The sequence below is a fragment of the Collinsella sp. AM13-34 genome (assembly GCF_003473055.1).
GTDB lineage: Bacteria > Actinomycetota > Coriobacteriia > Coriobacteriales > Coriobacteriaceae > Collinsella.
The window spans coordinates 16,129-43,092 of the sequence record NZ_QRLE01000019.1; the positions used below are offsets into that span (position 1 = coordinate 16,129).

21 protein-coding genes are annotated in these 26,964 nt (G+C 60.4%); 19 read left to right on the forward strand and 2 right to left on the reverse strand.

The window, feature by feature from the left end; translation table 11 throughout:
* Window positions 1-12: 12 nt before the first annotated feature.
* From DW151_RS08210 to carB, 3 genes are all read left to right on the forward strand, one after another.
* A complete protein-coding gene (locus DW151_RS08210; RefSeq protein WP_117564028.1) occupies window positions 13-978 on the forward strand; it encodes a hypothetical protein in 966 nt (321 codons plus the stop codon).
* 208 nt (window positions 979-1,186) lie between these two features.
* Complete coding sequence (gene carA, locus DW151_RS08215) at window positions 1,187-2,626, forward strand: glutamine-hydrolyzing carbamoyl-phosphate synthase small subunit (RefSeq protein WP_118335329.1); 1,440 nt, start codon at window positions 1,187-1,189, stop codon at window positions 2,624-2,626.
* Between the two features lie 2 nt (window positions 2,627-2,628).
* Window positions 2,629-5,943, forward strand: coding sequence for a carbamoyl-phosphate synthase large subunit (carB, locus tag DW151_RS08220; protein WP_118335331.1), 3,315 nt, complete (start codon window positions 2,629-2,631; stop codon window positions 5,941-5,943).
* Window positions 5,944-6,164: 221 nt separating this feature from the next.
* On the opposite strand, the gene DW151_RS08225 is transcribed toward carB, so the two are convergent.
* The gene (locus tag DW151_RS08225) at window positions 6,165-6,947 is read right to left on the reverse strand and encodes a GntR family transcriptional regulator (protein WP_158551165.1); all 783 of its coding nucleotides are present in this window, start codon (window positions 6,945-6,947) and stop codon (window positions 6,165-6,167) included.
* Between the two features lie 308 nt (window positions 6,948-7,255).
* Here DW151_RS08225 and DW151_RS08230 point away from each other — a divergent pair, with 308 nt between their 5' ends.
* The 10 genes from DW151_RS08230 to DW151_RS08275 all read left to right on the forward strand — a co-directional run bounded on the left by DW151_RS08230 (window position 7,256) and on the right by DW151_RS08275 (window position 20,201).
* Window positions 7,256-7,690, forward strand: coding sequence for a PTS sugar transporter subunit IIA (locus tag DW151_RS08230; RefSeq protein WP_117769736.1), 435 nt, complete (start codon window positions 7,256-7,258; stop codon window positions 7,688-7,690).
* 83 nt (window positions 7,691-7,773) lie between these two features.
* Window positions 7,774-8,262 (forward strand): PTS sugar transporter subunit IIB, encoded by a 489-nt coding sequence (locus DW151_RS08235; RefSeq protein WP_117716198.1) that lies wholly within the window; start codon window positions 7,774-7,776, stop codon window positions 8,260-8,262.
* A gap of 71 nt (window positions 8,263-8,333) precedes the next feature.
* Window positions 8,334-9,191, forward strand: a complete 858-nt coding sequence (locus DW151_RS08240) for a PTS sugar transporter subunit IIC (protein WP_089572605.1) — start codon at window positions 8,334-8,336, stop codon at window positions 9,189-9,191.
* A complete protein-coding gene (locus DW151_RS08245; protein ID WP_118335332.1) occupies window positions 9,191-10,018 on the forward strand; it encodes a PTS system mannose/fructose/sorbose family transporter subunit IID in 828 nt (275 codons plus the stop codon). Before DW151_RS08240 ends, DW151_RS08245 begins: the two co-directional genes overlap by 1 nt.
* Window positions 10,019-10,213: 195 nt before the next feature.
* Window positions 10,214-10,540: a hypothetical protein gene (locus DW151_RS08250; protein ID WP_117646153.1), complete on the forward strand. Its 327-nt coding sequence runs from the start codon at window positions 10,214-10,216 to the stop codon at window positions 10,538-10,540.
* A gap of 104 nt (window positions 10,541-10,644) precedes the next feature.
* Window positions 10,645-11,085 (forward strand): MarR family winged helix-turn-helix transcriptional regulator, encoded by a 441-nt coding sequence (locus DW151_RS08255; protein ID WP_158571680.1) that lies wholly within the window; start codon window positions 10,645-10,647, stop codon window positions 11,083-11,085.
* Between the two features lie 513 nt (window positions 11,086-11,598).
* Window positions 11,599-18,012, forward strand: coding sequence for a discoidin domain-containing protein (locus DW151_RS08260; RefSeq protein WP_158571681.1), 6,414 nt, complete (start codon window positions 11,599-11,601; stop codon window positions 18,010-18,012).
* Between the two features lie 217 nt (window positions 18,013-18,229).
* Window positions 18,230-18,694, forward strand: coding sequence for a 5-(carboxyamino)imidazole ribonucleotide mutase (purE, locus tag DW151_RS08265; RefSeq protein ID WP_006235810.1), 465 nt, complete (start codon window positions 18,230-18,232; stop codon window positions 18,692-18,694).
* A 36-nt stretch (window positions 18,695-18,730) separates the two neighbouring features.
* Window positions 18,731-19,729, forward strand: a complete 999-nt coding sequence (locus tag DW151_RS08270) for a class B sortase (protein WP_118335337.1) — start codon at window positions 18,731-18,733, stop codon at window positions 19,727-19,729.
* A gap of 55 nt (window positions 19,730-19,784) precedes the next feature.
* The gene (locus DW151_RS08275) at window positions 19,785-20,201 is read left to right on the forward strand and encodes a molybdenum cofactor biosynthesis protein MoaE (protein WP_233543374.1); all 417 of its coding nucleotides are present in this window, start codon (window positions 19,785-19,787) and stop codon (window positions 20,199-20,201) included.
* A gap of 91 nt (window positions 20,202-20,292) precedes the next feature.
* Here the strand turns inward: DW151_RS08275 and DW151_RS08280 are convergent, their stop codons facing one another.
* Complete coding sequence (locus DW151_RS08280; RefSeq protein ID WP_118335340.1) at window positions 20,293-21,522, reverse strand: putative ABC transporter permease; 1,230 nt, start codon at window positions 21,520-21,522, stop codon at window positions 20,293-20,295.
* 276 nt (window positions 21,523-21,798) lie between these two features.
* Here DW151_RS08280 and purF point away from each other — a divergent pair, with 276 nt between their 5' ends.
* The 6 genes from purF to DW151_RS08310 all read left to right on the forward strand — a co-directional run bounded on the left by purF (window position 21,799) and on the right by DW151_RS08310 (window position 26,906).
* The gene (gene purF / locus DW151_RS08285) at window positions 21,799-23,469 is read left to right on the forward strand and encodes an amidophosphoribosyltransferase (RefSeq protein ID WP_118335341.1); all 1,671 of its coding nucleotides are present in this window, start codon (window positions 21,799-21,801) and stop codon (window positions 23,467-23,469) included.
* A 155-nt stretch (window positions 23,470-23,624) separates the two neighbouring features.
* Complete coding sequence (purM, locus tag DW151_RS08290) at window positions 23,625-24,728, forward strand: phosphoribosylformylglycinamidine cyclo-ligase (RefSeq protein WP_118335343.1); 1,104 nt, start codon at window positions 23,625-23,627, stop codon at window positions 24,726-24,728.
* Window positions 24,718-25,416: a phosphoribosylglycinamide formyltransferase gene (gene purN, locus DW151_RS08295; RefSeq protein ID WP_118335344.1), complete on the forward strand. Its 699-nt coding sequence runs from the start codon at window positions 24,718-24,720 to the stop codon at window positions 25,414-25,416. The genes purM and purN overlap by 11 nt, the downstream gene beginning before the upstream one ends.
* A 151-nt stretch (window positions 25,417-25,567) precedes the next feature.
* A complete protein-coding gene (locus DW151_RS08300; RefSeq protein WP_117629795.1) occupies window positions 25,568-25,912 on the forward strand; it encodes a type II toxin-antitoxin system RelB/DinJ family antitoxin in 345 nt (114 codons plus the stop codon).
* The gene (locus DW151_RS08305; RefSeq protein WP_199408615.1) at window positions 25,909-26,376 is read left to right on the forward strand and encodes a PIN domain-containing protein; all 468 of its coding nucleotides are present in this window, start codon (window positions 25,909-25,911) and stop codon (window positions 26,374-26,376) included. The genes DW151_RS08300 and DW151_RS08305 overlap by 4 nt, the downstream gene beginning before the upstream one ends.
* A gap of 65 nt (window positions 26,377-26,441) precedes the next feature.
* Window positions 26,442-26,906, forward strand: coding sequence for a PTS sugar transporter subunit IIA (locus DW151_RS08310; protein WP_117634664.1), 465 nt, complete (start codon window positions 26,442-26,444; stop codon window positions 26,904-26,906).
* Window positions 26,907-26,964: the final 58 nt, after the last annotated feature.

Genomic DNA, 26,964 nt, shown 5'->3' on the forward strand with positions numbered 1-26,964 from the left:
GACAGGAAGTTTATGGCTGACAAGAACCCTTTGACTCCGGAAGAAGTGACGGAGTTATTCTCCGAAATCGATGCATCCGGTGTCTTGGATCCCACGCTTGCCAAAAAGCGCACCGAGCGCATGCGTGAGAAGGAGGCTGCGGCCAAGCGCGGTGACAAAGCGGCGCTAGCGCAGCTGCGCAGCGAGGACCGCGCGAGCCAGGCAAAACATATCGACCCGCTGTCCGAGGACGACCCTTCGGGCTCGCAGGTGAGCCATACCATTACGAAGACTGCCATGGCCGTGGTCATTGGCATCTTGGTGCTGATTGTGGGCATGCAGATTGGCTACGGCGTGATGCGACGCCTGAACACCGCCAACCTGTCCGAGAGCGTTTCGGTGGATACCGTTTCGACGGCGCTGAAGGGCGGCCTTGAGTGGGGCAACGGCTTTACGCAGTTCCCGCTCGACTTTACCGTCGATGAAGCTGATGAGCGTACGGGCACGGTCGAGGTGACGGTGTTGGACACATCGTCTGCCAACGAGCTCGAGCTGCTGTCCAACGGGCAGATTCAGGCCGCTGCGCTTGCGACCAACGCGCTGCTCAACGATAAGATCGACCGCGTGGTGTATAACGTTCACGCCTATATCGACGAGGATAGCAACATTCAGCACGATTCCTTCTTTGGCATGTTTCCCGCGCGGGGTCATCAGAGCGCCATTTTGACGTTTGTGTGGACCAAGAGCTCATCCAACGCCACGAGTATCGACTGGAAGATGCGCATCGTAAGCATGGACGACACCATTGCCGAGCGCATTCAAAAACAGGTGAACTCGGTTTCGTCGCTGATCGAGGACCCGGTGGTGAGCCAGACCAAGATTGACGAGGAAAAGGCCGAACGTGACCTGGAGCATCGTCTGCATGGCCGCGAGATTTTCCGCGGCGGCAAGCCCGATCGCTCACCGTCCGATCTGCTGGAACAGGACAAGCAAAAGTAAGAGGCCATTATCCCGCGTGAGCCACAAGCCCACGCGGGATAATTTTTCTGGGACGGGGATTAAATAATCATTATGCATAGAAAGTCATAATTATCATTTCGTAAACATTTCGATGAAATTAACGCCATGAGGCATGCTTGCGGTTACAATACCGCGAGGCCTAACTACACACCTTTAAGCCGGTCCTGTGAGACCGGGAAGGAGAATTATGGCGAACAACCATACCGCGGGCGCTGCCGCCCGCACCTTCGCGCCCAGCGAGCTTTGCCAGCGTATGCTGGCCAAAACCAGCAAGGGCACCTGCGGTCCCTGTATCCTGTATCTTGAGGATGGGACCATTTTTTATGGACGTGCATGCGGCGCCGAGGGCACCGCGACCGGCGAAGTCTGCTTCAACACCTCGCCCGAGGGCTACTTTGAGGTCATGACCGACCCGAGTTATGCCGGCCAAATTGTAACCATGACCTATCCGCAGATCGGCAATTACGGTATCGACGAGACCGATGTCCAGTCGGCCTTCCCCGGCGACGCCGTGCGCCCTGCGAGCGCTCCGGCTATGCGCGGCATGATCGTTCGCGATATGTGCGCCACGCCTTCTAACTGGCGCTCGGCCGTCAGCGTGCCGGAGTACCTGCGCGCTCACGGCATCGTCGCTATCGAGGGTATCGACACCCGCGCTCTGGTGCGCCATCTGCGCGACAATGGTTCCAAGATGGGCATTATCTCGACCGAGATCTTCGACGTCGACGAGCTTGCCGAGCGCTTGTCCGCTGCGCCCACGCTGGTAGGCGAGAACCTGGTCAAGACCGTAAGTTGCCCCGCGCCTCACGAGTTTGTGGCCGCCGACCTGCCTGCCACGCATGACTTTGCGCTTGCGGCTGCCGCTCCTGCCCGTCACAAAGTGGTCGCCTACGACTGCGGTGTGAAGCGCGGTATTCTGGAGGGCCTGGTCCGTGCCGGCTGCGATCTCACCGTCGTGCCGTGGGATACGCCCGCCCAGCAGGTACTCGACATGAATCCCGATGGCGTCTTTTTGTCCAACGGCCCCGGCGACCCCGATGCCGTGGTGGAGACCTATGAGCAGGTGCAGCAGCTGATCGGCAAGGTGCCGGTCTTTGGCATTTGCCTTGGTCACCAGATGATCAGCTTGGCGGGCGGCGCCCAAATGGAAAAGCTTAAATTCGGTCACCGTGGCGGTAACCAGCCGGTTATGAATCTGGTGAGCCGTCGCGTGGAGATCACCGCGCAAAACCACGGCTTTGGTCTGCTGTTCCCCAGTCTGGGCAAACTGATTCCGGAGCTTTCCGGCGGCGAAACCGAGCATGCGGCCGATGGCGACCTGCGCGCCTGGGTGCGTCGCGGCATCGCGCCGGTCGTGATGAACGAGCGCTTTGGTCGCATTCGCCTGACACATGTGAACCTCAACGACGGCACCGCCGAGGGCATCCAGCTGCTCGACGCCCCGTGCTTCTCGGTCCAGTACCACCCCGAGGCTTCGCCTGGCCCCACCGATGCCCACTATCTCTTTACCGCCTTTACGCGACTCATGGACGGCGAGGAGAACTACCTGGACATCGACACCGCGAAGGACCGCCTCGCCGGCTGGAATTTCGCCGAGTCCGAGAACGCTGCGACCGAGGAGAACTAACAATGCCGAAACGTACTGACATCAAGCGCATCCTCGTCATTGGTTCTGGCCCCATCGTTATCGGTCAGGCCTGTGAGTTTGACTACTCCGGCGCACAGGCCTGCAAGGTGCTCAAGGAGGATGGCTTTGAGGTCATCCTGGTCAACTCCAACCCGGCGACCATCATGACCGACCCCGGTCTTGCCGACCGCACCTATGTTGAGCCCATCACCGCCGAGTTTATCGAGCGCGTGATCAAAAAGGAGCGCCCGGACGCGCTGCTGCCTACGCTGGGCGGCCAGACCGGTCTGAACGCCGCCGTCGAGCTGGCAAAAGACGATACGCTCGACAAATACGGCGTCGAGATGATCGGCTGCGACCTGGCCGCTATCGAGCGCGGCGAGGACCGCAAGCTCTTTAACGAGGCCATGGCCGAGATTGGCCTGGAGGTCGCGCGCTCGGGCTACGCCTACAGCGTGGCCGACGCCGAGGCTATCGCCGAGCGCGTGGGCTATCCCTGCGTACTGCGCCCGAGCTTTACCCTCGGCGGCGCCGGCGGCGGCATCGCTCACACCCACGAGGAGCTCGTCTCCATCGTGGGTCAGGGCCTCGAGCTCTCGCCCGCCCACGAGGTGCTGGTCGAGGAGTCCATCGAGGGCTGGAAAGAGTACGAGATGGAGGTCATGCGTGACCACGCCGGCAACGGCATCATCGTGTGCTCCATCGAGAATCTCGACCCCATGGGCGTGCATACCGGCGACTCCATCACCGTGGCGCCGGCGCAGACACTAAGTGACCTTGAGTACCAGCGCATGCGTGTCGCGTCGCTCGCCATTCTGGAGAAGATTGGCGTCGAGACCGGCGGCTCCAACGTGCAGTTTGCCGTGAACCCTCAGACCGGCCGCCTGATCGTCATCGAGATGAACCCGCGCGTGAGCCGTTCGTCCGCGCTGGCCTCCAAGGCCACGGGCTTCCCCATCGCTAAGGCCGCCGCGCGCCTGGCCGTGGGCTACACGCTCGACGAGATCGTCAACGACATTACCAAGGCAACGCCTGCCTGCTTTGAGCCCACGATTGACTACTGCGTGGTCAAGGTGCCGCGTTTTGCCTTCGAGAAGTTCAAGGGTACCGACCCCACGCTCACCACGCGCATGAAGGCCGTGGGCGAGATCATGGCGATCGGCCGCACCTTTGAGGAGGCCTTCGGCAAGGCCATGCGTTCGCTGGAGGACGGGCATCAGGGCATTTGTGCCGGTGGCAAGGAAGGTGCCGACAAGCTGAGCGACGATGAGCTCGCTCAGGCCGTGGCAACCCCGACCGAGCATCGCATCTTCTTTGTGGTCGAGGCCCTGCGCCGCAGCTGGGACGTTGCGCGTATCCATGCCATTTGCGGCATCGACCCGTGGTATCTCAACCGCATCAACGACATGGCGCAGGTCCAGGAGAGCATCCGCGGCCTGCGTGTGGAGGATATCGACGCCGATGCGATGCGCCTGCTCAAGCAGTACGGCACGAGTGACGCCGAGATTGCCGCGCTGACCGGCTCGGACGAGCGCTTTGTGCGCGCTTACCGCAAGAGCCTGGGCGTGGTTCCCAGCATGAAGACGGTCGATACCTGCGCCGCCGAGTTCTCGAGCGCCACGGAATATCACTACAAGACGTACGAGAACATCTACCGCACGAGCCCGGACGCCAAGAAGTGCGTGGCTCCCGACGAGACCACGCCGGCGGACAAGCCCAAGGCGATGATCCTGGGCGCCGGCCCCAACCGCATTGGCCAGGGTATCGAGTTCGATTACTGCTGTGTGCACGCGAGCTACGCGCTGGCGGCCCGCGGCTTCGAGACCATCATGGTCAACTGCAATCCCGAGACCGTCTCGACCGACTATGACACGTCCGACCGTCTGTACTTTGAGCCGCTCACCTACGAGGACGTCATGGACGTTATCGATGTCGAGCGCCCCGACGGCGTCGTGGTGACGCTCGGCGGCCAGACCCCGCTTAAACTGGCGCGCATGCTCGAGGAGAGCGGCGTCAACATCATGGGTACCAAGCCCGACGCCATCGACTTTGCCGAGGACCGCGAGCGCTTTGCCGCCCTACTCGACAAGCTGGGCATTATGTATCCGCCGGCGGGTCAGGCAACCTCGTTTGAGGAGGCCGAGACCGTGGCCGCGCACATCGGCTACCCGCTGCTGGTGCGTCCGAGCTACGTGCTGGGTGGCCGCGGCATGATGATCGCCTACGATGCCGAGCATCTGCGCGATTACATGGGCGAGGCTGCGCGCATCAGCCCCGACTACCCGGTGTATCTGGACCGCTTCCTGGAGGGTGCGATCGAGTCCGATGTCGACGCCCTGTGCGATGGCGAAGAGGTATACATCGGCGGCATCCTGGAGCATATCGAGGAAGCCGGTATTCACTCCGGCGACTCTGCGACCTGCATCCCACCGTTTAGCTTTAGCGAGAGCCTGCAGGCGAAGCTCCGCGAGACCACGCGCCGCATCGCGATGGCGCTGGGAGTCCGCGGTCTGGTCAACGTGCAATATGCCATCAAGGGCGAGACCGTCTACGTGATCGAGGCCAACCCGCGCGCCAGCCGTACCGTGCCGTTTATCTCCAAGGCCACCGGTGTGCCGCTGGCCAAGTGCGCGGCGCGCATCATGGCAGGCGATTCCATCGCGAGCTTGGGCCTGCCGAGCGACGAACGTCAGCTGGACTGGTTCTGCATGAAGGAAGCCGTTATGCCCTGGGGCCGTTTCCCGGGCGCCGACGTTATCCTGGGGCCTGAGATGAAGTCGACGGGCGAGGTCATGGGTATCGCCAAGAGCTATCCCGAGGCATACGCCAAGACGCAGCTGGCGATCGACTACAAGCTGCCCGACCCGAGCGCCGGCAAGGTGTTCATCAGCGTGTGCGACCGCGACAAGCGCCACATCCTTTCGGTCGCGCGTATCCTGCGTTACCTGGGCTTTGACATCTGCTCCACCGAGGGTACGGCGCGCGTGCTGCGCGGAGGCAACGTGACGTGCGAGATCGTGGAGAAGATTAGCGGCCCGCACGACGGCGAGCGCCCCAACATCGTCGACCTCATCGCCGATGGCAAGATCGCGGTGATCATCAACACGCCGTACGGTCCGGGCTCGCGCGGCGACGGCTATCTGCTGCGCACCGAGGCAGTGCGACGCGGTGTGACCTGCGTGACCGCGATGTCTGCCGCCAACACGTACGTGAGTGCCATCGAGGCGGTGCGCGAGGACCAGCAGGGTCACGGCAGCGCCAACGACATGGGCATGGACGTCATCGCCCTGCAGGACCTGCCGCAGTACACGGTGTAGCGTGGGCTGTCCGGCCGGGGCGGGAGGGGCGGAGATTTCCCCCTTTCGCTCCGGCTGCAAGCAGAGTCGCTCAGGAGGAAACTCCGCCCCTCCCGCCCCGGCCTGCGGTGACTCGGCTGCACCGTGTGCTGCCGAAGGGGCTTTGCGCGATGACTAGGGCTAAATAGAAAATGAGTGTGGGCGCCGTCGTTCGTTTGAACGACGGCGCCCGCGTTTTGGATTTATTGGGCTGTGGCGGTGAAGGTTGTTTTGTCGGCGGCGATGTGCACGTGCAACTTTGCCTGACCGTCGCAGCTGATGAGCACGCCTACCTCGAACGGGGTTCCCGTCTTGTCGTAAGTCGAACGCACGATGCGCATCGCCGCCTTACCGGTGTTCTGTCCCAAAAGGCGCGCCTCATGCTTGTCGAGGTTGACCGTCTCGTAGACGGCATCGACGCTTGCGGGCAGGATGCCGGTCTTTTCCGCGATGTAGGCGTAGAGCGAGCCATCCACGTCTTTGCGTGTGAGCTCGGGGCAAAGTGACACGGGGATATAGACGTAGTTGAGCTCCATGGGTTTGTCGTTGGCGAGACGCAGGCGGCGAATCTCCCAGACGGGTGTCCCTTCGGGCACTTTGAGCCCGGAGGCGATGCCGCGGACGGCCGGTATGCTTGAAAAGGCGAGAATCTGTGAGCTCGGAACCCGTCCCGCTTCGCGCATCCGCGCGCTGAAATTCAGGGCCAGGTCGATGCCGGGCGCTGAGGTTTGGGGCTTGATGAACGTGCCCTGCCCGCGTTTGCGCACCACGCGCCCCTCGATGACGAGATCTTGGAAGCAACGGCGCACGGTCGCGCGCGATAACTCCAGCCGCTCACAGATTTCGAGCTCGCGTGGCAGCGGCGTCTTGGTGTCGAACGCCTGGCTGGCGATAAGCAGGGCGATTCGATGTTTAAGTTGGACATAGAGCGGCGTATCACCGCTGCGATCGAAGGGTTCGGAGGCGAGAAACGAGATCATGTCCATGGGGTACCTCCATGTCGTGAGCATACGTGACATGGTCTGACACTGCGGGACAAACCGGTGATGTCAGGCCCGATTCTTGTCGGTATGTATGGTACATAAGGAACATAAAACATTTACCAGGCAATCTACCTGCTATTTTAAAAATAATTGGAAGAAAAAATAATTTAGGCACAAAAATAGTTGCTACCGTTAACCGATGAATAGTTGCCGTTCGCAACTATTTTCTTGTACCGAACATGCCCCGGCGCAACAATAATCTCGGCAAAAAGCAAAGCCGTGCGACACACGGCAGGTCGAGAGGAGACCGCATGCGGTATCTGGTAATGGTCAGTCACGGAACGCTCGCTCCCGGACTGCACAGTGTCCTCAAGATGCTCGGCAATGACGCCCCGAACATCTTGTCGACGAGTCTCGTGGACGGCATGGGCGCTGACGAATATGTCGAGAACGTCAAGGCGATGGTCGCTCCCGTTACCGCCGATGACGAGGTTGTCCTGCTCGGTGACATCCTGGGCGGATCGCCGCTCACCAATGCTATGAACACGATGGCCGAGAAGGGCTTGCTCGCCCACACCATTGCCTTCGGCGGTATGAATCTGCCCATGGCTATGACCGCCATGATGGGGCTTGCCACCATGGACCTGGATTCTCTCAAGCAGATGATGCTGCAGGAGGGCAAGAACGGTATGTCCGAGCTTGTGGTCCCGACCGATGACGCCGACGACGAGGACGACGACATCTAGGCCGCACCAAGGTTTCATCTAGCTGCAAACGTTAGGAAGAAGGGGCCGCGACCGCGGGCCTCATGAAGGAAAGGGGAGAACGTATGATTTCGTTCATCCGTATTGACGACCGTATGATCCATGGACAGACCGTTACCCGTTGGGCCCTCGAGTATCCCTGCGACGGTCTTATCGCCGTCAACGACGCCGCGGCGTCCAACCCCGTGCTCAAGGAGGCCTACAAGAGTGCCTCGGGCAAGAAGACGTTCGTGTGGACCAAGGAGCACTTCAAGGAGGTCTCCGAGAAGGTTCTCAAGTCCAACACCAAGTACTTCCTGATCACCAAGAACCCGCTCGACATGAAGGAACTTCTCGTCGATTTTGGCTTTAAGCCCGGCATGGACCGCATCATCGTCGGTCCCTGCAACGATCGTCCCGGCACCACCAAGCTCGGCAACAACCAGTCGATCACGCAGGAAGAGGCCCAGGCGCTCGAGGATCTCACCAACGCCGGCTACACGGTCGAGTTCGCCCTTATCAAGGAGAAGTCCATCGGTGAGTGGCCCAAGTTCCGCGGTCAGTTTGGCTTCTAGTTAGGCGCCAGCCGCATTTTGGTACCTACAGCCCTGGGGGAAAGGGCTGAGGAATAAAGAAAGGGGAAAGCATGGCAATCAATGCATTCCAAGCCGCGCTGTTCGGCCTGTTCGCCTGCCTGGCATCACTGCCTGGCATGGGTGGCACGACGATCGGCAACTACACTCTGGGTCGTCCTCTGGTCGCCGGCCTCATCGTCGGCATCATCATGGGCGATATGCAGACGGGCATCCTCGTCGGCGCTGCCATCCAGGTTGTCTACATCGCTCTCGTGACCCCCGGCGGAACCGTCTCCGCCGACGTCCGCGCCGTGTCCTATATCGGCATCCCGCTGGCGATCCTCGCCATCAAGAACTCGGGCATCGATCCCGCCTCCGCTGAGGCTGCCGGCATGGCCGCATCCCTCGGTGCCGCCGTCGGCACGCTCGGCACTGTGCTCTTCTATGGCACCGCCACCATTAACCTGGTATGGCAGGGCATGGGCTGGAAGTGGCTCGAGAAGGGCGACCTCCACAAGCTCTACCTGGTCAACAACGTTCTGCCTTGGATCGGTCACATCGTCTGCTCGTTCCTCCCGACGTTCATCATCACCATGGGCGGCACCGCCATGGTCGACCTCATGAAGACCTACATGCCCATGGACGGCATCGCGATGAAGACGCTGTTCACCGTCGGCTCGCTGCTGCCTACCGTCGGTATCGCCATCCTGCTCAAGCAGGTCATCTCCAAGCCGACGGACTTCCTCACGTTCTTCTTCGGCTTCACCCTGTCCGCTGTCATGGGATGCAACCTGATTGCCGCCGCCGGCATCGGCTGCTTCTTCGCCCTGATCAACTATGAGATCGCTTCGCTCAAGATCGACCTCGCAAACGCTCCCAAGGCAGCTATCGCCTCGGGCTCCGATGATGAGGAAGAGGAGGACATCTAATGGCAGAGAAGAAGAAACTCTCTAAGAAAACGCTTGCCAAGTCGTTCCGCAACTGGTCCTATGGCAACCTGACTTGCTTCTCGCAGGAGCACATGCAGACCTTCGGCTACCTGTGCGCCATGCTTCCGATCGTCGAGGAGCTCTACGACACGCCCGAGGAGCAGAAGCAGGCCCTCCAGACCTACTCCGCGTTCTTCAACACCGAGCCGCAGATCGGCACCATGATTGTCGGCGTCACCGCCGGCCTCGAGGAGGCTCGCGCAAACGGCGAGGCCATCGACGACGACGCCATCAACGGCATCCGCGCCGGCCTCATGGGCCCGCTCGCCGGCCTTAGCGACTCGCTGATCGTCGGTACCCTGATCCCGATCCTGCTCGGTATCGCCCTCGGTCTCTCGACCGGCGGCTCTCCGCTCGGTGCCATCTTCTATATTGTCGTGTGGAACCTGCTCATGTTCCTTGGCATGCGCTTTGCCTACAACCAGGGCTATGAGCTCGGCGGCAAGGCGGTCGAGGCCCTCGTCGGCCCCAAGGCCAAGGCTCTGCGTGATTCCATCGTGATGGTCGGTACCATGGTCATCGGTGCAGTCGGTGCTACCTGGGTCTCCATCACCTGCAGCCCCAATCTGGTGCTGCCCGGCGGCGGTAAGTTCCAGGACACGCTCGACGGAATCTATCCGCACCTGCTGCCCATGGTCTTCATCATCTTCTGCTGGTACATGATGACCAAGAAGAAGGTCAACCCCATCGTTATGATGCTGATCCTCGTTGTGATCGCATTTGTGGGCGTTCTCATTGGCTTCTTCGACCCGGCACTGAGCTACTAGTCATCATCCCCTGGCCCCCTGTAAGGCCGTGCGGCCTCAACCGCACGGCCTTCTGATTTTGCGCCGCCCTTCAAGGGCAATATGGCCAGCGACCTCCATCGCCTACACGACACCCGCTATATTGCTCTTGAAAGATGACGTATTCGACAAACGATGCACTTGCGCATGATGCACACTTTGCACGAGGAGGACCATATGCACGAGAAACATGGACACGACCTTTCGCGCGACGACTTGATTCGCGAGGCAAAGATGCAGACCGATGCTATTCAGCGGCTCAATGTTTGGCTGCGCCTGGGCTATTCGCTCGTGGCGATTGGCTTTTTGATGGGGATGTGGGGTATGCAGGGCGGCCCCGGCTGGGGTGTCCCCGTGGGCATCGTGTGCCTGGTGGTGGGCACTCCGCTTTCGATCGTGCTTAAGGTCGGCACGACCAACGCCAAAAAGAATGTCGAGCGCATGCTCGAGGCCGCTGGTGTCGACGTTGAGGAGCTTATGCGACGCAAGAAGGACGAGCAATAGACTTCCGCGTTGGGGTATCATAAATAAATGTTGCGAATGTTAACTAATGTACGGCAAATGACGGTTTTATGGCCCTTCTAGAGTTGCAAAGGACAATATCCCCAGTGGATTACGATGACGTCGCTCGAAAACTGATTGTGTACTCACGTTCCCTTGCCAAGGGATCCTTGAGTGCTGCCGGCGGCGCCAGTGTGGGCGAGGCACCGGTTTTACAGTATCTATCGGGTATTGACGGTGATGTCATTCCCTCCGAGATTGCCAAGAAGCTGAAATTCTCCCGTGCGCGCATGTCGCATATCTTGGATTCACTCGAGAGTAAGGGTTACGTTCAGCGCGGGACTGATCCAAACGATCGTCGGCGTGTGCTGGTGAGCATTACCAAGGAAGGCCGTGATTTCGCGGCGAAAAAAAATGCCGAGAGTGTGGCATCGCTCTCGAAACAACTCTCAGCGCTCGGCGAGCACGATGCCCAGGAGCTCGTGCGCATCCTGAATAAAGCTTACAGCCTTACCTATGATGCCGACGACTACCTGGACAATCTATAAGGATAAAGACAGACATTTAGGTGCATCTTGAAATGCACCCGGGACAGTTGTGCCCATCAGCCACCGTCAACCTCTCATTCCAAACCAAATCAGCCAACGTACGTCATGGCAATCCCCGGTAGGTTGCAGGATGGCGGCTGAGCTTTTCTCTCGGGAAACTTCGCGAAGCCCAGTTCCCGAGGGAAAGGTATGGTCTGTGTAATACCAGATAAACAGTACATTTTTGCTAGATTGGTATTTGACTGAAGAACCAATTGGTATGGCTTATTAAGCCCACCTTGCCGTTGACGCTCATTTTACTGCCGCTGGTGGACTTCCGAACTTGGTTGCGCAAGTGCTCCCATATATTGATATGACCTAGTAGGTGGCTATCTGGTTACTACCAGTTGGCCCCTTGGTAACGGGTGGCCCCATTGTGCGGAATGTACCGAACATCCCCGTTTGATACGTTTTCCCATGCTGCCGGGGGGGGGCGTCCTCGGCACCTCAGCATCTCTGGAGAAAGGAGACCAGGTGCGTAGGAATTCCATTTTTACGAAACGGTGGGTGAAGGGAAGCGCGGTCCTCGTTGCCACTGCAGCGACGCTCGTGTTTGCCAATCCCCAGCAGGCGATTGCCACGCCACTCAAGGGCGTCGACTCAGCGACCGTGTCCCAGTCTGCCTCGAATGTCGTCGACATCGATTTCGCTGACGGCATCAAGGGCCGTATTACGTTCCTCGAGGACGGTATTTTCCGTTATAACGTCGACCCCAAGGGTGAGTTTTCCGATTACGCCACACCGCGCAGTAAGTCCCACACGGCTAAAATCCAGGCTCAGCCCGATACCTCGGACACCTACAGCAAGCCGAGTGCGACGGTTGCCGACAAGGGCGACACTATCGAGATCACCGGCGGAAAGGCGACCGTGATCCTGGACAAGGCGACTGGCAAGATGAGTATCAAGTCAGGCGACCGTGTCGTGGTTTCCGAGTCCGCGTCCCTCGACCTTGATAAGAAGGGTACCGTCCAGACGCTCGCCAAGGAGAAGTCCGAGAACTTCTTTGGCGGCGGCACCCAGAACGGACGCTTCCTGCACACCAACCAGACCATCGCCATCTCCAACACGAACAACTGGACCGATGGCGGCGTTGCCTCGCCCAACCCGTTTTATTGGACGAGTGACGGCTACGGCGTACTCCGAAACACGTTTGCAGAGGGTTCCTACGACTTCGGTTCCACGGACTCATCGACGGTCACGACTTTGCACAGCGAGAATGAGTTTGATGCCTACTACTTCGTGGCGACCAACGAGGGCGCTTCGAACGTGGCAACCGAGATGCTGCAGGACTACTACAAGGTGACCGGTAACCCGGTGCTGCTGCCCGAGTACGGGTTCTACCTTGGTCATCTTAATGCCTATAACCGTGATGGCTGGTCAACGACCTCGGGTCAAAAGAAGTGGGAGACCAAGGGCAGCAAGTCCTCGAGCGAGAAGGGCGACGTTAAGTACGAGTCTGGCATGTCGACGGGCTACAAGCTCGACGGCACACTTGCGGCCGAGACGCTCAACGGTAAGGGCCCTTCGGTTGATACCGAGAACATGAAAGCGACCGATTTCGACCGCCAGTTCTCTGCTCGGCAGGTTATCGATGACTACGAGGACAACGACATGCCGCTCGGTTGGTTCCTGCCGAACGACGGCTACGGCGCCGGCTATGGCCAGAATGGTTACTACAAGACCGGCGGCGTCAACTCCGACGGAACGAGCTCGGCTGACCGTCTTAACGCTGTGCGTGCCAATGTCGACAACCTTAAGAAGTTCACCGAGTATGCCAACTCCAAGGGTGTGAGCACGGGCTTGTGGACCCAGTCCAACCTTGAGCCCGACAGCAACTCCGAGACCCCGTGGCACCTGCTTCGCGACTTCGACGCCGAGGTCAAGACGGGAGGCATCTCTACCCTTAAGACCGACGTCGCCTGGGTTGGATCTGGCTACTCCTTTGGTCTTAATGGCATCAAGACAGCTTATGACACGGTGACGACCGGCGCCAACAAGCGCCCCAACATCATCACACTCGATGGTTGGGCCGGCACGCAGCGCTTTGGCGGCATTTGGACCGGCGACCAGTATGGCGGTAACTGGGAGTACATTCGCTTCCATATCCCCACGTATATCGGTCAGAGTCTTTCGGGCAACCCCAACATCGGCTCCGACATGGACGGCATCTTTGGCGGCGACCCCATCATCTCTGCGCGTGACTACCAGTGGAAGACGTTCACGCCCTCTATGCTCGACATGGACGGTTGGGGCACCTACCGTAAATCGCCCATGACGCACGGCGATCCCTACACAGGCATCTCGCGCTTCTACCTCAAGCTCAAGGCGCAGCTCATGCCCTATATCTACACGAGCGCGGCTTCGGCGGCCAACATCGACACGGGTAACGGCGATGCCGGCCTGCCCATGATCCGCGCCATGCTGCTTTCCGACAACTCCGAGTACGCCGCAAGCACTTCGACGCAGTACCAGTATATGTTCGGTGAGAACTTCCTAGTGGCACCGGTGTATCAGGATACCCAGGCAGACGAGAACGGCAACGACATTCGCAATGGGATTTACCTCCCCAACTACGGCACCGACGAGAATCCCACCATCTGGATCGATTACTTCTCGGGTAAGCAGTATCGCGGCGGCCAGGTTCTCAACAACTACGAGGCTCCGCTTTGGAAGCTGCCGCTGTTTGTGAAGGCCAACGCTATCGTGCCGATGTACGCCGAGAACAACAACCCCGAGGCAGTGAGCGACACCAACACCAAGGGTACCGACCGCAGTCAGCGTATCGTCGAGTTCTTCGCCACCGAGGGCGACGGCACCTTTACGCAGTACGAGGACGACGGCTCCTCCATCGAAAACAACACGACTGAGGACGATTCCTACGGCACGATCGACAATATCTCCTACGGTGAGCATGTGAGCACCGTCTACAGCTCCAAGGCCGCAGGCGGCACCGCGACCTTTACCGCCGAGGCCTCGCAGGGCGGCTACAACGGCTACGACTCCAACCGCACCACGACCTTCGTGGCCAATGTGTCCGCCAGGCCCACGAGCGTTGTCGCCAAGAACGGCGGATCCGCACTCAACGTGGTTGAGGTCGACTCGCAGGAGACCTTTGACGCCACGACTCCCGAGGCCGGCCAGGCGGTCTACTTCTACAGCGAGACCCCCAACCTCAACCACTACGGCAGCGATGCGGACGGCACCGAGGCCGAGCAGGGCGAGAGCTTCAACAACACCAAGATCACCACGAACCCCAAGGTCTACGTCAAGTTCGCGAAGACCGATGTTGCTGCAGCGGCGCAGACGCTTGAGCTGGGCGGTTTCGTGAACGCCGACGTCACGCTCACAGCCGATCGCCTCAACGAGAACCTCTCCGCACCCACGAACCTTGCTGCCCCCGAGGACGTCACGACCCCAACGAGCATCAAGCTCACCTGGGGAAAGGTCGATGGTGCTACCTCCTACGACCTTAAGGTCGACGGCACTGTGTTTGCCGTGGGTGATGCGGCCGAGTTCACGCACACCGACCTCGCCTACAATAGCAAGCACACCTACCAGATTCGTTCGCGCAACGCCGAGGGTTACTCCGCCTGGAGCGATGTGCTCGAGGCGAACTCCGCACTCGATCCGTGGCGGAACGTCCCCGACGCCGAGCAAATCACCTGGGAGGGCTCACTTTACGGCAGCCATAAGGCCGAGCTCGCCTTCGACCATGAGTTCCAGTCGGGCGACGGCGGTTTCCACTCCGGTGGCAACGATCTGGGCAAGGCGCTTACCGTTGACTATGGACGCGCTTACAAGCTCGATAAGCTCGAGTACTATCCGCGCGATGACGCCGGCAACGGCACTGTGACCAAGATGCGTGTTGAGACGAGTCTCGATGGCGTCCACTGGACGAGCCAGGAGGTCGATTGGGCACGTTCCGCTGATTGTAAGACGGTAGCGTTTGACGGCACTGTGGCCGCCCGTTACGTGCGCATGACACCGCTCGCCTCGGTCGGCAATTTCTTCTCCGCGTCCGAGATTGCCATCTACAAGACCGACGGCACGGATGGCTTCGCCGTGGGCTCCAACCTCAACAAGGCCACGATCTCCGACGGAGACTACTCCAACATGAAGAACTATCTGGGCCTCGAGAATCGCGAGCCCGATACCCCGACGTTCGGTTCGCAGATCCGCGACCACTTCGCCGACCTCAACGATAACGGCGTTTACGACGTCTACGATTACTCGTTCACCATGGCGGGTCTTGACGGCGGCACTAAACAAAAGGGCAAGGTCGCAGGTTCGCTCGCGGTGATTCCGAGCAAGACCGAGGTCGAGGCCGGTGATGAGATCACCGTTGATGTCTATGCGGCCGACGCCAAGAACGTCAACGCCCTGGGCGCTCTCGTCAACTTCAAGAGCGACCAGTTCGAGTTTGTGTCCGAGAGCATCGCGCAGGACGGCTCGACTGCCGGCATGGAGAACCTGTCTCGCGAGAAGGTCCAGTTCGCGGACAGAACGCAGACTATCAATCTCGCCTTTGCCAACCGCGGCGATGGCAAGCTCTACAACGGTACCGGCGCGGTGGCGAGTTTCAAGCTCAAGGCCAAGACCGCCGGCAAGGTCGAACTGCCCTCGACATCTTGGCTCATCGGTCCGGCATGCGACGCACTTGAGTTTGCGAGCGACGGCACGGTGACGATGCCGGATGTTCCTCAGCCAACGGTCGCCGAGTACGGTCAGGATGCCTTCAACATCACGATGACCAACGATGAGCTCACGACCGACGACGGGACCAACGTCGAGAAACTTATCCAGCAGAAGAGCTATAACGCGCTGTTCGATAATAACGAGGGCGACAACGGCTTTGAGTTCCTATGGAACTGGAGCGGCAACTGGGACAGCGAGGGTAAGCTTCCGAGTTACGTGAAGCTTCCCACCACGATGACATTCGCATTTAAGACGCCGTCGAAACTCGATAGTGTCGAGGTCGTTAACCGCAACGGTGGCAACGGAACCGTGCAGAAGATCAAGGCTGTCGTGACGTTCGAGGATGGCTCGACCCAAGAGTTCGCGGGCGGGGAGTACGATTCCTTCCGGGCTCGCTACGCCTTTGGCCTCTCTGCCGAGAACAAGGGCAAGAAGGCGACCAAGGTCGAGGTCACGCCGCTTGAGGCATCGGGTGACCAGATGCTCACACTGCGTGAGGTCAACTTCAACTACACGCAGGGTGTCGAGGCCATCGAGGGTGTCGAGCTAGGCAAGAACCAGACCGAGTTCTTTGAAGGCGACGTTACGCTCGTCGACGCCAAGGCCACGCCTGAGAGCGCCGGCTACCCCTATGTGACGGTCGAGAGCTCCGACCCCTCTGTGGTAAGCGTCTCTGCTGTTCAGGCTGGCGATAGCGTGAGCTACTACCTGCGTGCCAACAAGGCCGGCAAGGCAGAGATCACGGTGGCGTCGGTACTCGACCCCTCCAAGACCGCATCCTATGAGGTCGAGGTCAAGGCTGGTGTCGATACCTCTGCGCTCGTGGCAGCGCTTTCCAAGGCCGCGGGCTACAGCGAGTCCGTCTACACTAAGGATTCCTATGCAGCTCTCACCGCTGCGGTCGAGGCGGCTCAGAAGCTTCTCGACGGCGGCCAAGGCAGCTATAGCAAGAAGGATGTCGCAGACGCCACGGCCAAGATCGAGAAGGCAATCGACGGGCTCAAGATGCGCCCTGTCGATGAGAAGATTCTTATCAACACGCCCGAGAACCGCAAGAACGTCAAGGTGGCCGGCTTCTCGAGTGAGGCCGACTACGAGGGCAGCAACGCCGTCAACGCTCTCGACGGCGACGAGCGGACGCTTTGGCACAGCGACTGGGCCCATGGGACCGGTATGCCCCAGTATCTGAGTGTCGACCTGGGCCGCGACTACGATCTCACCGACGTTACATTCCTGCCGCGCCAGGACGGCGGCACTAACGGCGATATCTTTGAGGCCGAGATACTGGTCTCCGACACTGCCGACGGTTATAAGATGGGCACCGCCGCATCGATGGGTACGTTCGCCTTCGACAACGACGGCCGCGTGCTCACCGACCGTGGCGACTGGAAACAGATGAGCTTTGGCGCCGCGCGCGGTCGCTACGTGACCGTCAAGGTGATTCACGCCGGCGGTGGCAACGTTGATGCCTACTGCAGCATGGCGGAGCTCAAGTTCTACGGTACGGCCGTCCCCGATCCGGTGGCGAAGGATGATCTCGCTACCGCGATCGAAAAGGTTGATGCCGAGGTTGCTGCTGGCGACCTCAAGGCCGGTGACTACACCGAGGCCTCCTGGACGGCGCTCGAGAACGCCCTGGCGAGCGCCCGCGCCATCTTGAGCGACAAGAACGCCACGCAGGACGAGGTCGACCAGGCGCTCAGGGCGCTCGAGAGCGCCCGCGGCGCGCTCGAGAAGACCCCGGTGGCCCCGGTCGAGAATCCGACTAAGAAGCAGCTCAAGGCCCTGGTCAAGCAGGCGAAGGAGGCTGACACCAGGGGCAAGACGGCCGAGTCTGTCAAGGCCCTGACGGATGCCATTACCTACGCCGAGGACGTCTTGGGTGATGAGAATGCTTCCGACACCCGGCTCCAGGCGGCCTATGACCAGCTCAAGCTGGCTATTGAGAGCCTCAAGGATGCCGATTCCGGCAATCAGGGCGGCTCGGGCAACCAGGGTTCCGGCAATGGCTCGAACGGCGGCAACCAGGCGGGCAAGCCCGCAGGCGACAAGGCCCAGGGCAGCAAGAAGAACGGTTCGGCGATTCCCAATACCGGAGACCAGACGGCGGCGACCGTCGCGACCGTCGGTGGTCTTGGCGCCATCATCGCCGCGATCGGCGCTTTCTTCCATCGTCGCAGCAAGGCTAAGTAGCCCCAGCAACAGCTAAGCAAGCGTGCCCGCCGTCCCACCCAAGGACGGTGGGCACGCTTTTTGAATGTGGGCGGAAAGCTCCGACCCTTCGGCCTTAATCTCGCAAAGCGTTCCGTCTCCCGCCGAACACATCAGCATCGGCGGCTATACTTGAATTATTTGCAGTTAAGGGTCGCGGATTCGCCGCGTCACCGCTCTCAACAGGAGGTCTTTGTTTATGGCAGATCAGAAGCCGGTTGTCGGGATCATCATGGGCTCCAAGTCCGATCTGGGCGTTATGGAAGGTTGCACCGCCGAGCTTGAGGCGCTGGGCGTGCCCTATGAGCTCGTGATTGCAAGCGCCCACCGTACGCCGGCGAAGGTCCATGAGTGGGCCTCGACTGCTGCTGACCGCGGCATCAAGGTGATTATCGCTGCTGCCGGCAAGGCTGCTCACCTGGGCGGTGTCGTGGCGGCCTTTACGCCGCTGCCGGTCATCGGCGTGCCTATGAAGACGAGCGATCTGGGTGGTATGGACTCGCTGCTGTCGATGGTGCAGATGCCTTCGGGCGTGCCCGTTGCCTGTGTGGCCATCAACGGTGCCAAGAACGCCGCCATTTACGCCACGCAGATTCTGGGCGCATGCGACCCCGAGTACCGCAAGGTTATCGAGAAGATGAAGCAGGAGATGGCTGACGCCTAAGCGCTCTGCCAGTCCATTTGCAGCATAAGGAGAGCCATGTCCGACTATCAGGGAAAGCGTTTTTCGGCTTCTCGGATTCCCGATCCAGCCACGTCGGGAGCAGTCCGCGCGCCGCAACAGGGTCGGACATCCTCTCCTCAGCAGCCGCGCGCGCCGCGCCCCGTGACGCCGGCGAAGCATCGCCGTCAGGATACACCTGCTGCTTATCGCCCTTCGTCATACAGTACGGCCAAGAAGTCACCTCGCTCTTCGGCGCATACCGCGCCATCGAGCTATACCGAGACGCCGCGCAAAAAGCGTCGCTCCGTTATCCCCATCTTGCTCATCATCATCGGCATTGGCCTGATCGTTGCTGCTGCCGCCATCTTTATCAACGCTCAGATTGGCTACAAGCAGGCGAGCGAGTCGTATCAAAAGATCGAAAAGCAATATGTGAGCGACAAGGACGCCAGCGGCGTGCCGATTATCGACTTCAATGCGCTTGCCCAGACAAATCCCGAGGTTGTGGGTTGGATTTACGCGCCCGGCACCAACATCAACTACCCCGTGGTACAGACCAACAACAACTCCAAGTACCTCAACACGCTGTTCGACGGCACCGCCAATGCCTCGGGAGCCATCTTCTTGGATAGCGACGACACCGCGCCGGGCATGGTGGATCAGCAGACCACGATTTACGGTCATCACATGAACGACGGTTCGATGTTCAACGTGATTTCGGGTACGACCGATCAGGCGACGTTCGACAGCATAGAATACGTGTACTACATTACGCGCGATGCGACGTATAAGTTGCGCCCACTGGCGACCAAGGTGGTCGAGGACACGTATGCCAAGGCGCGCACGCCCAACTTTGAGGGCGATGACGGACTGAAGAATTACCTGTCCGAGATGCTTGCCGGTGCCTCTGCCGTGGCGAGCGATGCCACCGATCGTGCCGCTTCGGCAACCAAGGTCGTAACGCTTGTGACCTGCCGCTCGCTGTCATTTAGCAATACGCGCGCCGTCATGGTGCTCACACCGGTCGAGGAATAAAGTGTCCGGGAGCCCCGTCCCAAAAAGACTGCCCTGGAAATCAAAAGGAGAAATGATGCTTGAGAACGGTAAATCGATGCCTTCGGTTGATGCTTGGCTGCGCGAAGCCAAGGCCGATGTTTCGGCGGCTGATTGTGGGATGTACCTGACACACAACGGCGTGGTGCGCGCGACGCCCAAGGCCGAGGTGCGCGGAGTCGAGACCGATGGCGTGGCGCCGGGCCACAAGGTGGGCGGCATGGTGTTTGGCTTCGATGCCGAAAAGGTGCAGGCCGCTATCGAGGCAACGCGCGCGATGCCGGGTATCGGCTACGTGCGCGTGTGGCTGGCGAGCGGCGAGCTCGCTGTGGGCGACGACATCATGCTCGTGCTCATTGGTGGGGACATTCGCCCGCATGTGGTCGATGCACTGCAGGCGCTCGTCGGTACCATCAAAAATGAGTGTGTGAGCGAGGTCGAGCGCGAGGCGTAGAGGCTTGCGTCGATAGAAGGCTCGTTTATAAAAATGCCCGCCGGTACGTGTTGATACCGGCGGGCATTTTGCGTTTTGGGCGCGGTGGGCGCTACACGCGCGTCGCATCCTTGGGGCTCATGGTCATGCTCTGGAAGCGGTTCTCCATATAGTCGTTATCGAAATACTTACCGTAGAACTGCGCGACGGGAATATCCGGCTCCGTGCCGTTGACGCGCTGGTACCAGTAGTCGAGCGATTGCAGCGTCATGACGCCGTCGACCAGCATAATGACGGTAAAGATGACGGTGGCCGAGTAGCGACTCTTCCAGGGAATCATGTTGATAAGCTTGAGCAGCCTCGGCAGCAGCAGCTTGATCCAGATGAGGCCGCCCAGGCCCCATAGGCAGGCAAAGCCCGTGCAGGTGCGTCCGCCCGTGAGGACCACGAGCGGGTCGGGCATGCCGAACAGCGTTATGTGCGAGTAGCTCCACGAGACCACGCCAAACGCGGTCTGCATAAACCAGCCCACGAACACCTCGAAGCTCGCGCCGAGCAAGGCGCTCACCAGGAAAATGATGACGGGGTTCTTTTTATAGAAGCGGTTGAGCACCATGGTCATGAGTACGGCGCCAAATCCGTAGATGGGGCTGAAGGGGCCAAACAGCATGCCGGCGCGGTCCTGGTAGACGCCGGGATCGTCGACCGTCATATGCCAGATATCCTCCAGGATCAGGCCGAGTACGCAGCAGACAAAGAATACCCAAAACAGGTTGAAGTAGTTGAGTTTGATGTAGCCTTCGCCGGTCTCATCGCGGCCGAGCATGCCCTCGGCCGCGGCGTCGCGGTCGAGCATCTCCCGCAGGCGGCGCTGCAGTTCGCGCTCCTGGCGCAGCGTGGGATCGACGGTGGCTGAAAGCGCGATGAGTATACCGAGCTGAATAGCGGGACGAAGTAAGAAGAGCCCGATACCCTGGAGCATCACGTCGACCAAAAGCTCGACGACGGTGAATGCAATAAGGATGTAGGACAGGCGGGCGGCGTTGCGGCGCTGGTTTTTGATAAGGTCCAGGCCAAAGATAGTCAGGATGACGGCACTTGCCGCAGAGAGCATGATGCCGGCGACGATGAGTCCAACCGCGACCAGCATATTGTCGCCGAGCTTTTCGGCGGCGTTACCGTTGATGAGTGCGGTGATGACCTGCCACATAAAGGCGGCGACCGACGGGAGCGTGCCCACGCCGGACAGGATGCACAAGACGGCGTACACCTTAATGATGAGCGGGATCTTCTTGACCTCTGTGGCGCTGGGGACGCTGGGGTCGAGTTCGTTCCGATCCATAGGCAACCTTTCTCGTTTTGTTGTAGGTTACAAGGATACGCCGCCGACCAGCCAAAAGACAGGACGAACGTCCCAATTGCAACAATGTAACCCTCAACGGTGGGCGAGGCGCTGCGCTGGCGTCCATGTCGCGTAGCCAAATAAATGTTTGGTTACAAAACGGATAATTAGCTCGGTGGGCTTTTAAAAAGCGCTGTTCATGCACGGGAGAGCGCGTCGTGCCGTGCGTATAATAAGGCGGGTAACGCCAAAAAAACGAGGCTCTGAGGGGATGCCATGTCTCAAGAAACCATCCGCGCGGCCGAGCGTGCCGCGGGACAGGTGAAGACCATGTCGACGTATGATCCGGACTCCGACCAGCTGCATGAGGAATGCGGCGTTTTTGGTGTGTGGGCACCCGATCGCGACGTGGCTCGACTGACGTACTTTGGCCTGCGTGCACTGCAGCACCGTGGCCAGGAATCGGCGGGAATCGCCGTGGGCGACGGCGGCACGGTTATGGTTCGCAAGGACCTGGGCCTGCTCGATCGCGTGTTCTCCAACGCCGACCTGTCAACGCTCTCCGGCCAGCTGGCTGTGGGTCACGTGCGCTATGGCACCGCCGGCGCCAAAAGCTGGGAAGCCTCGCAGCCACATCTTTCGACCATTAATAGCGTCATCATCGCGCTTGCGCACAACGGTACCCTCGTCAACACCGACGAGCTGCGCCGTCAGCTCATCGAACTGGGTGTGCCGTTCCTCTCCAACTCGGATTCCGAGGTCGCGACCAAGCTTATCGGCTACTTTACCCAGCGTACGGGCCATCTGCGCGAGGGCATTCGCAAGACCATGGAGCTCGTGCGCGGCGGCTACGCTATGACGCTCATTAATGAGCAGGCGCTCTACGCCTTCCGCGACCCGCACGGCGTTCGCCCGCTCGTGCTGGGTAAACTCGTGGACGAGGGCCTGGACCAGGCCGACGCCGCATCCGTTTCGCAGCTGCCGTCGCAAGACGACGCCGCGACGGTCGGCGCTGCCACTCATGTCACTCGCGCTGGCGGCTGGGTCGTTGCCTCCGAGACTTGTGCACTCGATATCGTGGGCGCCGAGTATGTCCGCGACGTCCGTCCCGGCGAGATCTTGCGCATCAGTGCCGAGGGTCTGGTATCCGAGCAGGGTGTGCCCGCTGCCGAAGAGCCCGCTAACTGCATCTTTGAGCAGGTTTACTTTGCCCGCCCCGACTCCATCATGAACGGCAAGAGCGTCTATGCCTGCCGCTACGACATGGGCCGTCAGCTGGCGCACGAGGAGCCCGTCGAGGCCGACCTGGTCATCGGCGTGCCCGACTCCGGCCTGCCGCCCGCGGAGGGCTATTCGCACGAGAGTGGCATTCCCTTTGGTGAGGGCCTTATCAAGAACCGCTACGTGGGCCGTACGTTTATCGAGCCTACGCAGGAGCTGCGTGCCATGGGCGTGCGTATGAAACTCAACCCGCTGCGCGACAACATCGAGGGCAAGCGCCTGGTCGTCATCGACGACTCCATTGTGCGCGGCACCACCATGGTGCAGCTCGTAAAGATGCTGCGCAACGCCGGCGCCAAGGAGATTCACATTCGCATCAACTCGCCCGAGGTCATCTGGCCGTGCTTCTACGGTATCGATACCGACGTGCAGTCGCAGCTCATCAGCGCCAACAAGACGGTCGATGAGATCTGCGAGTACATTGGCGCCGATTCGCTGGCCTTCCTTTCGGTCGAGGGCCTGCTGAAGGTCATGCCCAAGGGCGGCTACTGCGACGCGTGCTTTACCGGCCGCTATCCCGTGGCGATTCCCGAGAGCTTTGGCCGTGACAAGTTCATGGAGGGCTTTAAGCCCCGCAACCTGGACAAGCCGCTGTACTTTGACGACGACGCCGTGGTCGAGAAATATGTCGACCGCAGCTGGGAAGAGGAGCACGGCGAGGTCTAAAACCTGCCATGTAGGGACAGGTTTATTTTGGTAGGTTTTACCTGCTGTTTTGTTGATATGACGGCGCGTGCTGTTATGGCGCGCGCCGAAATGGCGCAACTATGAGCACCGTTTGGCGCCTGCTCGTCAGACGGTAATGGGAGAGGAAGACTCAGATGAGCGACAGCAAGCATGTGACGTACGAGGACGCCGGCGTCGATACCGCCGAGGGCGGCCGCGCCGTCGACGCTATTAAGCAGATGGTCAAGGACACCAACCGCCCCGAGGTCATCGGCGGCATCGGTGGCTTTGGCGGCCTGTTCTCGGCCGCCGCGCTTAAGGATATGGAAGACCCGATCCTGATTAGCGGCACCGACGGCGTGGGCACCAAGCTCGTGCTCGCCCAGATCATGGACCGTCACGAGACGGTGGGCCAGGACCTGGTCGCCATGTGCGTCAACGACATTTTGGCTTCGGGCGCCGAGCCGCTGTTCTTCCTGGATTACGTTGCCATCGGTCACATTGAGGCCGAGCACATGGCAAAGATCATCAAGGGTGTGGCCGACGGCTGCAAGCTCGCGGGCTGCGCGCTCGTGGGCGGCGAGATGGCCGAGCACCCCGGCGTCATGGCTCCGGCCGACTACGACCTCGCCGGCTTTACCGTGGGTGTTGTCGATCGTCCCAAGATGCTCGACCCCGCGAACGTCCGCCCCGGCGACGTGATCCTGGGCCTGCCTTCCACCGGCGTGCACTCCAACGGCTACTCGCTCGTGCGCAAGGTCATCGGCGTCGACGGTATTAAGCCGGGCACGCCCGAGGCCGCCGCTAAGGCCGAGGAGCTGAGCCGTCCGCTCGAGGAGCTCGGCGGCGCATCGCTTGCTGACGCCCTGCTCGCTCCCACGCGCATCTACGTCAAGCCGATCCTTGAGCTGCTGCGTGGCGGCGCTCCGGTGCACGCGATTGCCCACATTACCGGCGGCGGCATTACCGAGAACCTCAACCGCGCGCTGGCCGACGACGTTGACGCTGTGGTCACCCGCAATGGCGCCGAGATGGGCTGGGACGTTCCGCCCGTTATCACCTATGTGTCGCGCCACGCCGAGCTCGCGCCCAACGAGGCGTGCAAGACGTTCAACATGGGCGTTGGCCTGTGCCTGATTGTCGCCCCCGAGGACGAGGCCGCGGTTACCGAGGCCCTGGTCGCGCTGGGCGAGAAGCCGTTCCGCGTGGGCGAGTGCGTCGAGGGCTCTGGTAAGGTTGTGTACTCCGATGAGCGCTAACGAGCAGATGACTGCCACCGAGGGCCTGGACTTTGTGCCCTATACCCGTCCGACCGGCACCGATACGGACGAGCCGCTCAAGATCGGTGTGCTTATCAGCGGTTCGGGTACCAACCTGCAGGCGCTGATCGATCTGATCGCCGCCGGCAAGCTCAACGCCTCGATTGAGCTTGTAGTGTCGAGCCGTCCTTCGGCCAAAGGCTTGCAGCGCGCCGAGCGTGCGGGCATCCAGACGCTCACGCTGTCCAAGGATATCTATGCCGACCCCATCGCGGCTGACGAGATCATCGCGCATGAGCTGCTCGAGCGCGGCTGCGAGTACGTGGTGATGGCCGGCTATATGCGCATGGTGCACACGCCGCTGCTGGCGGCGTTCCCCAATCGCGTGGTCAACCTGCATCCGGCGCTGCTGCCGAGCTTTACCGGTGCCCATGCGATTGACGATGCGTTTGCTCGCGGTGTCAAGGTGACCGGCGTGACCGTGCACTTTGCCAACGAGATCTACGACAACGGCCCCATCATCGCCCAGCGTGCGCTGGCTGTTGAGGAGGGCTGGGACGTCGACACGCTCGAGGAGCACATCCATGCGATCGAGCATGTGCTGTATCCCGAGGTCGTACAAATGCTCGCCGACGGTCGCGTCCACGTGCTGGAGAACGGCAAGGTGGCAGTTGACCCGGCGCGCTAGTCGCTTGAAAAAGGGTCTCCTTGGTTTCCTTGAGATGTAAAAGCTTCATCAGAACCAAGAAATCTGATAGGGCCTCGTCCGTGTGCGGGCGGGGCCCTTTTGCGTGGCCTTTCATGTTTGCTATACTGCTAGCAGATAGAGAGGAGCCGCTATGGGTACAGCAACGGTGCAGCTCAACACGCGAATCGATCCTATGCTCAAGGCTGGTGGCGACGCGGTCCTAACTCGCAATGGATTGGGGGCGAGCGATGCTATTCGTGCGCTTTGGGTCTATCTTGTCGAGCATCAAACGTTGCCGGGATTTATGGTGGCGGATAAGCGCGAGGCGCCCCGTGCGGAGAGCCTGGCCGAGCAGGGGTGTGGCCTAGCTTTTTCCTCGTTGGGGCTAAGCGCTTCGGATTTTGCGCCAGGTGGATCATCTGCGGAAGACTGGGATGCCGTACGAGATGATATGTATGACGCGATGATTGCCGACATCGAGGCGAATTGCCGATGATCGAGGCAAAGCGGCTCTTGGTGGACACGAATGTTTGGCTTGATTACTACCTGCAAGAGGGCGCATTCGACAACGTGAGAAGATTGGTTGAACTGGCCGAAGCGGGAAAGATCGACCTTCTGTACGCGCCAACGACGGCAAAGGACGTGTTCTACATCTTGCCTCGGCGTCTAGCTCGACGGAATGTGAATGGGATTAACGCTTCGTTCGGTCCGGCTGCATGGGCATGCGTCGAGCATATGATGCAGGTGGCAACGGCTTCCCCGCTTTCGATGGCGGAGTGCGAGATGGCGCGCATGCTTGGCAAGCGCATGCCGGACCTCGAGGACAATCTCATTATCGCCTCGGGCGATACGGCGGATGTTGACTACGTAGTCACGAGCGACCGACGCATGTTGGAGACGATGCCCGAGGTATGCTTGACGCCCGCGCGCGCACTCGAGCTCATCGGGATCCTCGGCTAACCTTGCATACCCCGTTTCGCTATCATATTGAGCATTGTGGCCCTCATGCAACTTTGGAGGACGGTATGGCGGATAACGAAGCACTGTTTACGCCTGAGCTGGTGTTTTTTGATTGGGAGTGTGCGACGCCCGCCGAGGTGTTTGCGCGACTCGAAGGCGAACTTGCCCCACGCGGCTACATCTGCACCGGTTGGCTCGACGCCGTCCGCACGCGCGAGGATGCCTATCCCACGGGCCTTGCCATGCCGGCGGCCAACATCGCCATCCCACACACCGACCCGGGGTTTGTGGCCAAGCCCTATATCGCGGTGGTAAAGCCCGCCGCGCCCGTGACGTTCAATGCTATGGCCGGCATGGGTGCCCCCGTGCCGGCGCAGATCGTCATCAATTTGGGTATTGCCGAGCCGGGCGGCCAGGTCGAGGCCCTGCAAGCGCTCATGAATATCTTTATGGACGCGGACGTCGCAGCCGATGTGCTCGGCCAGACCACGCCCCAAGGCATGGTCGACGCCATCCGCCGCCACTTTTAAAGCCGGCACTTGGGGACTGTCCCTAACTGCCGGCAGAGACGATATGAGCAGGACATAA